The 7959-nt window shown below is 73.6% G+C and carries 7 protein-coding genes; 4 read left to right on the top strand and 3 right to left on the bottom strand.

From position 1 onward, the window contains the following. Positions 1-181 precede the first annotated feature (181 nt). The 4 genes from C1J01_RS52845 to C1J01_RS43815 are packed head-to-tail and all read left to right on the top strand — an operon-like array spanning position 182 to position 3238. Complete coding sequence (locus C1J01_RS52845) at positions 182-994, top strand: DUF418 domain-containing protein (RefSeq protein WP_235855065.1); 813 nt, start codon at positions 182-184, stop codon at positions 992-994. Continuing rightward, a complete protein-coding gene (locus tag C1J01_RS52840; RefSeq protein ID WP_235855064.1) occupies positions 967-1320 on the top strand; it encodes a DUF418 domain-containing protein in 354 nt (117 codons plus the stop codon). The genes C1J01_RS52845 and C1J01_RS52840 overlap by 28 nt, the downstream gene beginning before the upstream one ends. Positions 1321-1334: 14 nt before the next feature. After that, positions 1335-2612, top strand: a complete 1278-nt coding sequence (locus C1J01_RS43820; protein WP_111184933.1) for a sensor histidine kinase — start codon at positions 1335-1337, stop codon at positions 2610-2612. Beyond that, on the top strand, positions 2609-3238 hold the full coding sequence (locus C1J01_RS43815; protein ID WP_111184932.1) for a response regulator: 630 nt from the start codon (positions 2609-2611) through the stop codon (positions 3236-3238). The genes C1J01_RS43820 and C1J01_RS43815 overlap by 4 nt, the downstream gene beginning before the upstream one ends. Positions 3239-3259: 21 nt before the next feature. Here C1J01_RS43815 and C1J01_RS43810 read toward each other — a convergent pair whose 3' ends face one another. The 3 genes from C1J01_RS43810 to C1J01_RS43800 form a co-directional block, all read right to left on the bottom strand. Next, the gene (locus C1J01_RS43810) at positions 3260-4285 is read right to left on the bottom strand and encodes a tyrosine-type recombinase/integrase (protein WP_111184931.1); all 1026 of its coding nucleotides are present in this window, start codon (positions 4283-4285) and stop codon (positions 3260-3262) included. A gap of 87 nt (positions 4286-4372) precedes the next feature. After that, on the bottom strand, positions 4373-5902 hold the full coding sequence (locus C1J01_RS43805; RefSeq protein ID WP_111184930.1) for a helix-turn-helix domain-containing protein: 1530 nt from the start codon (positions 5900-5902) through the stop codon (positions 4373-4375). 16 nt (positions 5903-5918) lie between these two features. Next, positions 5919-7622, bottom strand: coding sequence for an enoyl-CoA hydratase-related protein (locus C1J01_RS43800; RefSeq protein ID WP_111184929.1), 1704 nt, complete (start codon positions 7620-7622; stop codon positions 5919-5921). Between the last annotated feature and the right edge of the window lie 337 nt (positions 7623-7959).

Genomic DNA, 7959 nt, shown 5'->3' with positions numbered 1-7959 from the left:
TGTATAAGAGACAGACCTCACCCCGGCCCCCACCCCGTAACGATCCGGGCCGGGCATCGTCCGGATGGACGATGCCCGCGTATCGTCCGTCCGCCGCCGGATCGGCCCGATCGCAGGATTCGCCGGCCGCTCGCCTGCCCGCACACTCGGTGTGACCCACCGAGCGCAGGGGAGACGAACCGTGACCTTGAGCCCTGTCGGCGAACGCGACCGCCTGCTCGCCCCCGACCTCGCCCGGGGCGTCATGCTCGCGCTGATCGCCGTGGCCAACTCCGCCCTCTACCTGTACGGCCGCCCGTACGGCATAAGGCAGCACGTCGTCGAGCACGGCCTCGCCGACCGGGTGGTGTCGGCGCTGAGCCTGACGTTCGTGGACGCGCGCGCCTACCCGATGTTCGCGGCCCTGTTCGGCTACGGCATGGCGCACATCTGGCGGCGGCGGCGCGACGACGCCGAAGGCCGGGCGGTGCTGCGGCGGCGCAGCCGGTGGCTGCTGGCGTTCGGCGCGGTCCACGGCCTGCTGCTGTTCCCCGGGGACGTGCTCGGCCTGTACGGGCTGCTCGGTCTGCTGATGTGCCGGCTGATGCGGGCGCGGGGCCGGCTGCTGCTCGCCGCCGCCGCGCTGTGGCTCATGCCCGTCGCGGTGATCTCCGCGCTGGTGTACGGCGGCCCGGCCGGCACGCAGCGGGCGTACCTGTGGTCGCTCGCCGTGCCGGACCCGGTGACGGCGCTGGCGCTGCGGCCGCTCGAATGGGTGATGACCCCGTTCGGGCTGACGGGCGCGGTCACGGCCGCGCTCGTGGGCGTGTGGGCAGGCCGCCGCTCGCTGCTGTCCGCGGCGGGCCCCGCCGACGCGGCGCTGCTGCGGCGCGCCGCCGTGGTGGGGCCGCTCGCCGCCGTGGCCGGCGGGCTGCCCGCCGGGCTGGTCGCCGCGGGCGTCGTCACCGTGCACGCCCCGCCGCCGTCATGGCGGTCAACGCGATCCACGTGGTGACGGGCGTGGCTGGCGGGCTCGGGTACGCCGCGCTTATCGGCCTGCCGGCGCGCCGCGTCGGAGCGCGCCGCGGGCCCGTGGTGACCGCCTTGTCATCCTGCGGCCAGCGCTCGCTGACGTGTTATCTCCTACAGTCGGTGGTGTTCGTCGCGCTGCTGCCGCCGTACACGGCCGGGCTCGGCGGACGGCTGGGACCGGCCGCCACGGCGGCGCTGGCGTTGCTCACCTGGGCGGGGATCGTGGTGATGGCCGAACTGATGCGCAGGACCGGGGCACGCGGCCCCGCCGAGACGCTGCTGCGCCGCCTCACCTACGCGCGCGGGTGAGGCGGGCTGAGAGCGTGACGGAACGTGACTGGGACAGGGCGTGGCGGGCGCTGCCGCTGGCGCTGCTGGCGCTCGCCACGGTGATCGCCGCGGCCGACGCCTCCGCCGCGCCCGCCGGCCGGGTGATCAACGTCGCCCTGGCGGCGGCCGTGGCGGTGTGGCACGGGTGGATGGTGCTGGCGCACCCCGCCTGGCCGGAGCGGGCGCTGGCGCCGATGGCGGTGTACTTCGCCGGGCTGCTGGCGCTGGCGTGGCTGCTGGCCTCCCGCCATCCCGCCTACGCCCTGCTCGTGCTCGCCTGCTTCCCGATGGCGTTCGTGGCGCTGCCCGGCCGCTACGCCTACCTCGGGGTCGGCGCGGCCGCGCTCGTGGCCGTGGGGGACCCGTACCGGGCGGTGACGTCCGGCGACCCGTGGCCGCGGCTGGCGCCGGCGCTCGCCGCCGCGGGGCTGGCGGCGTTCCTCGGCTGGATCATCAGGGCGATGGAGGCCGAGGCGGCGCGGCGGCGCGCCGCCAACCAGGCCCTGCACGCCGCCAACCTGCGCCTGGAACGGCTCGGCGAGGAGAACGCGCGGCTGCACGGCGAGCTGCTGGCCGCCGCCCGCCGCACCGGTGTCGCCGGCGAACGCGAACGCCTGGCCAGGGAGATCCACGACACCGTCGGCCAGGGCCTGGCGGGCATCGTGACCCAGCTCGAAGCCGCCGAGGAGGCCGCCGAGGAGGCCGCCGAGGAGGCCGCCGAGGAGGCCGCCGAGGAGGCCGCAGGTGATGCCGAGACCGTGCGGCGCCGGCTGGCCGCCGCCCGCGACCTGGCCCGGCAGAGCCTCACCGAGGTGCGCCGCTCCCTGCACCACCTGCGGCCCGGCCCCCTGGCCGGCAGCGGGCTGCCGCAGGCGCTGACCGGCCTCGTCTCCGGCTGGAGCGCCACGCACGACGTGCCCGCCACGCTCACCGTCACCGGCACCGCCCGGCGGCTGCACCCGGAGGTCGAGATGACGCTGTTCAGGACGGTGCAGGAGGCGCTGGCGAACGTGGCCCGCCACGCCCACGCCGGCCGGACCGTCGTCACTCTGTCGTACATGGAGGACGTCGTCGTGACCGACGTGCGCGACGACGGGGTGGGATTCGCCCCGCAGCAGGCGCGCGGCGACGGCTTCGGGCTCACCGCGATGCGGCAGCGCGCCACCAGGCTCGCCGGGACGATGGAGGTGGAGTCGGCGCCCGGTCAGGGCACCGCGATCAGCGTGACCGTCCCCGCCATCCCCGCCGCGGCGGCCTGGGGGACGCCGTGACGATCCGCCTGCTGATCGTGGACGACCACCCCGTCGTACGGGACGGGCTGCGCGGCATGTTCGCCGAGCAGGCCGACATCGAGATCGTCGGCGAGGCCGCCGACGGCGAGCAGGGACTCGCGCTGGCCGAGCGGGAGCGGCCCGACGTCGTGCTCACCGACCTGCGCATGCCCCGGCTCGGCGGCGCCCGGTTCATCGCACGGCTGGCCGAACGGGCGCCCTTCGCCCGCGTGCTGGTGCTGACCACCTACGACCGCGACGACGACGTGCTGCCCGCGGTGGCGGCCGGCGCGGTCGGCTTCCTGCTGAAGGACTCCCCGCGCCAGGAGGTCTTCCGCGCCGTGCGCGCCGCGGCGGTGGGGGAGTCGGTGTTGTCGCCGTCGGTGGCCGCCCGGCTGCTGCGTCACGTGCGCGAGCCCGCGCCCCGCACCGCCGAGCTCAGCGAACGCGAGCACATGGTGCTGACGCTGGTGGCGCGCGGCCGCACCAACAAGGAGACGGCCGCCGCGTTGTTCGTCAGCGAGACCACCGTCAAAACGCACCTGGCGCACATCTACGCCAAACTCGGCGTCTGCGACCGCGCCTCGGCCGTGGCCGCCGCCTACAGCCGCGGCCTGCTCACCTGAAGCCGCCCACCTGCAAGGCGCTCACTCCTGCGGCGCGGGCGGCTCGCGCAGCAGCGGGTGGGTGCGCATCGCCACCTCCAGCTCGCCGGGCAGCTCGTCGCGGTAGCGGCCCAGTGTCGACAGGTCGCTGTGGCCCAGCACCCGCCGCACCGCGTCCATGTCGACCGCGTCGGCCAGCAGATGCGTCGCCGTCGTGTGGCGCAGCCCGTGCGGCGTCACCGAGCGCCGCTGGTCGGGCGGCACCCGCCGCTGCACCCGGTCGATCACCGCCTGCACGTCGCCGCGCGCCAGCCGCCGCCCCCGCCACGACAGCAGCAGCGCCTTGTCGGCCACCCGCGGCCGCCCCCGCTCCAGGTACGCCTGCAGCACCTGCGCGACGTCGCCAGGCAGCGGCACGTCACGCGTGCGGCCGCCCTTGCCGAAGATCCGCCAGTAACGCACCCCGTCGTTGGTGAAGAAGTCCTCCACATTGGCGCGCACCAGCTCCGACACGCGGGGGCCCACCGTCGCCAGCAGCAGCACGATCACCGCGTCGCGCAGCTCGGTGCGCTGGTCACGGCGCTTGCCGGGCTCCGGCGGCGCCTGCGGCAGCTCCCGCGCCGCGCCCACCAGGCCCTGCGCCTGCTCGCGCGTCAGCGCCCGCCGCTCCGGCCGCAGCCCGCCCCGCTGCCTGGCCGTCACCGTCGAACGGGTCATCGGGTTGAGCTGCACCCAGCCGGCCAGCGTCGCGTGCTTGAACAACGCCGAGATCGACCGGCGGAAACGCGCCTGCGACGACGCCGACTGCCCCGGCCCGTCGGATGCGCCCGCCCGCCGCCCGTCCGGTTTGCGGGCGAACGCCACCAGGATCGCGTCGACGTCGGCGCCGGTCAGATCGTCCAGCACGGTGCCGGCGCCGGCCAGCTCGACCAGCGTCGCCACGTCGCGCGCGTACACCTCCGCCGTCGCCGGCGACAGCGCACCCGTCAGCGTCCTGGCCCGCACCAGCTCCACATAGCGGTCGGCCGCCTGCGCCACGGTGATGCGCTCCAGATCCGCAGGCCGCACCCGCCACCCCCTTCACCGTCGTCTCCCGGAAAGACGTCACCCGGGAAGATCCAAGGACGACGGTAGCGGCCCGCACCGACAGAAAAATCAGATGTCGCGGAACGTCTCGATGCGCGCTCCCAGCGCGTTCAGCCGTTCGGCGAGATCCTCGTAACCGCGGTTGATCACGTACACGTTGCGCAGCACCGACGTGCCCTCGGCCGCCATCATCGCCAGCAGCACCACCACCGCCGGGCGCAGCGCCGGCGGGCACATCATCTCCGCGCTGCGCCAGCGCGTCGGCCCCTCCACCAGCACCCGGTGCGGGTCCAGCAGCTTCACCGACGCCCCCAGCCGGGTCAGCTCCGTCAGGTAGATGGCGCGGTTGTCGTAGACCCAGTCGTGGATCAGCGTCGAACCCTGCGCCGAGGCCGCGATCGCCGCGAAGAACGGCACGTTGTCGATGTTCAGCCCCGGGAACGGCATCGGGTGGATCTTGTCAATGGGGGAGACCAGCTTCGACGGCCGCACCGTCAGGTCGACCAGCCGGGTACGGCCGTTGGCCGCCGGATACTCCCGCCCCCGGTCGTGGTCGAGGCCCATCTCCTCCAGCACCGCCAGCTCGATCTCCAGGAACTCCACCGGCACCCGGCAGATCGTCAGCTCCGACGACGTCACCACCGCGGCGGCCAGCAGGCTCATCGCCTCGACCGGGTCCTCCGAAGGGGAGTAGTCGACGTCGCGCTCGATGTGCGGCTGCCCGTGCACCGTCAGCGTCGTCGTGCCGATGCCGTCCACGCGGACGCCGAGCTGCTCCAGGAAGAAGCACAGGTCCTGCACCATGTAGTTGGAGGAGGCGTTGCGGATCACCGTCACCCCGTCGTGGCGGGCCGCGGCCAGCAGCGCGTTCTCCGTCACGGTGTCGCCCCGCTCGGTCAGCACGATCGGCCGCGACGGCGCCACCCCCCGATCCACCCGCGCGTGGTAGAAACCGCCGGTCGCGGTGATGTCGAGCCCGAAGTGCCGCAGCGCCGACATGTGCGGCTGCACCGTGCGCGTGCCCAGGTCGCAGCCGCCCGCGTACGGGATCTGGAACTGCTCGGTGCGGTGCATCAGCGGACCCAGGAACATGATCACGCTGCGGGTGCGGCGGGCGGCCTCGGTGTCCATCGACTCCAGCTCCAGCCGGGCCGGCGGCACGATCTCCAGATCGCTGCCCTCGTTGATCCACCGCGCCCGCACCCCGATCGAGGCCAGCACCTCCAGGATCCGGTAGACCTCCTCGATCCGCGCCACCTTGCGCAGGATCGTCCGGCCGGAGTTGAGCAGCGAGGCGCACAGCAGCGCCACGCACGCGTTCTTCGACGTCTTGACGTCGATGCTGCCCGACAGCCGGCGGCCGCCCACCACCCGCAGATGCATCGGCCCCGCGTACCCCAGAGAGACGATCTCGCTGTCGAGCGCCTCACCGATCCGGGCGATCATCTCAAGACTGATGTTCTGGTTGCCGCGCTCGATCCGGTTCACCGCGCTCTGGCTCGTCGCCAGAGCATCGGCCAGCTGCAGCTGTGTCCACCCGCGATGCTGACGGGCGTCCCGGATCAGCCGGCCGATCCGCACAAGATAATCATCTGCCACAACAGCAGACCATATCTCACATATGAGATGCGGCTGCGACCGAGGGGGCCGACGCGCCGGACCACTCCCGATGCCGCGCCAGATGCTCCGGCGTCGCCTGCGCCCGCGCCTTGTGCACGAACGCCCGCCGCGCCTGCCGGAACCCGTTACGGTCGTCGAACATGTCGCGGCTCATCTCCGCCAGCTCCTCGGCCCGGTAGGCGTCCAGCGGCTTGCGCCGCTCGTCGGCCTCACGCGCCTGCCGCCGCGCCGCCAGCAGCCGATCGTAGCCCGGATCGGCCGCCAGCCGCTCGGCGAACTCCAGCACCCGCCGCTCGAACTCCATGCGCGACCCCGCCACCGCCTTGTCGGCCAGCCCCAGCTCCACCGCCTGCGCCGCGCCGATCGGCAGCGCCTCCTGCGTCAGCCGCCAGGCCTGCTCCGCGCCCACCCGGCGCGGCAGCACGTACGTCCAGTACTCGCTCCCGAACAGCCCCATCGTCCGGTAGTGCGGATTCAGCACCACCGAATCGCGCACGATCACCCGGTCGGCGCCCAGCCCCATCATCACGCCGCCCGCGCCGGCGTTGCCCGCCATCGACGTCACCACCAGCTGGCCGGTGCAGTCGAGGATCTCCCGGCACACCGCGTTGATCGCGTTGATGTTCGTCCACGCCTCCAGCTCCGGCTGCGGCGAGGCCTCGATCACGTTCAGGTGGATGCCGTTGGAGAACACCTCCCCGCCGCGTACCACCAGCACCCGCGTGTCCTGCGCCGCCGCGTACCGCAGCGCCGAGGCCAGCCGCCGGCACTGCTCGCTCGACATCGCCCCGTTGTAGAAGTCGAAGCTCACCACGCCCACGCCGACGCTGCGGTCGTAGGTGATCTCGCTGTAGCCGGGTCGCTCCGGCAGGCCCGCCACCAGCTCGCCCAGCGCCATCGCCGCCGGCAGCTTCACCGCGCCCTCACGCTCGACGCGCAGATGGCCCACCCACACCGTGCCGTCGCCGGTGTGCACCAGCACGGCGCCCTCACGCCGCGCCGCCACCGCGCCCGGCGTGCCCGGCAGGTCCGGGCCCCGGTAGACGTCGAACACCCGCACCGGCAGCTCGCCCAGCACCGTCCGGCCGCCGGGGGAGCCGTCGGCCGCGCGCACCCGCCGCAGGATCTGCTCGCTCGACTCGGCCCAGGAGAACTCCCGGTCGGCGTGCCGCATCGCCCGCCGCAGCCGCCCCCGCACCTCGGGGGAGCGGTAGTCCAGCGGCACGGGCATGAACGACGCGTCGCCCGCCTTGGCCGCCACCTCCGCCACCAGCTCCACCGCCGCGTCGGCCACCGGGCCGTTGTACAACGACGACTTGCGCGGCGGCTCGGCCGGCATCGGGAACAGCCGGTAACCCCAGATGGGTCCCGCGTCCATCTCCTCGACCGCCTGCAGCGCCGTCACGCCCCACTCCGGCTCGCCGTCCACGATCGCCCAGTCCAGCGACGACGGCCCCCGGTCACCGGGCGGTCCCGGGTGGATGATCACCGTACGGTGGGTGCGCCACAACGCGTCCGGCACCCGCTCCTTCAGGAACGGGCAGATGATCAGATCCGGCTTGGCCAGCTCGGCGGCCTCCACCATGGCCTCCTCGGACACGGCCAGCTCGACGCTCACGTCGTGACCGGCCCGGCGCAACTCCAGCCAGGAACGCTGGGTCAGGCCGTTGAAGGACGAGCAGAGCAGCAAGATACGCAACGCGGAACTTCTTTCCAGGCAAGGGGGACGACACCGGCGCCGCGACCGCGCACGCGCGATCCTGGCGGGACGGGGCGGGGGACCGGCCGGGCTGTCACAGGAGGCTCACGCCGCGGCTCCCGGCCCAGGGCAGGGGAGATCCCACGTGTCCCAGACGTTCACCGCAGTCCCGTACGACCCGTCCATGGTCCCCGATGCTGACACGAAATCTCCACCGCTGCTGACATTTCAGCGCAAATGCCACAGCTCGTGGCCTATTTCGCCCGGTTCGCGGCAAAGGTCGGCCCCCCGGGAAAACCCCATGCTGTCCCTTATACACATCTGACGCTGCCGACGA

Source organism: Nonomuraea aridisoli (assembly GCF_003236395.1).
Taxonomy (GTDB): domain Bacteria; phylum Actinomycetota; class Actinomycetes; order Streptosporangiales; family Streptosporangiaceae; genus Nonomuraea; species Nonomuraea aridisoli.
This window is presented reverse-complemented; position numbering and strand designations above follow the sequence as displayed.

Excerpts from the sequence above, each read along its gene's own strand:
- C1J01_RS52840 (WP_235855064.1), top strand. The coding sequence starts at position 967 with ATGGCGGTCAACGCGATCCACGTGGTGACGGGCGTGGCTGGCGGGCTC.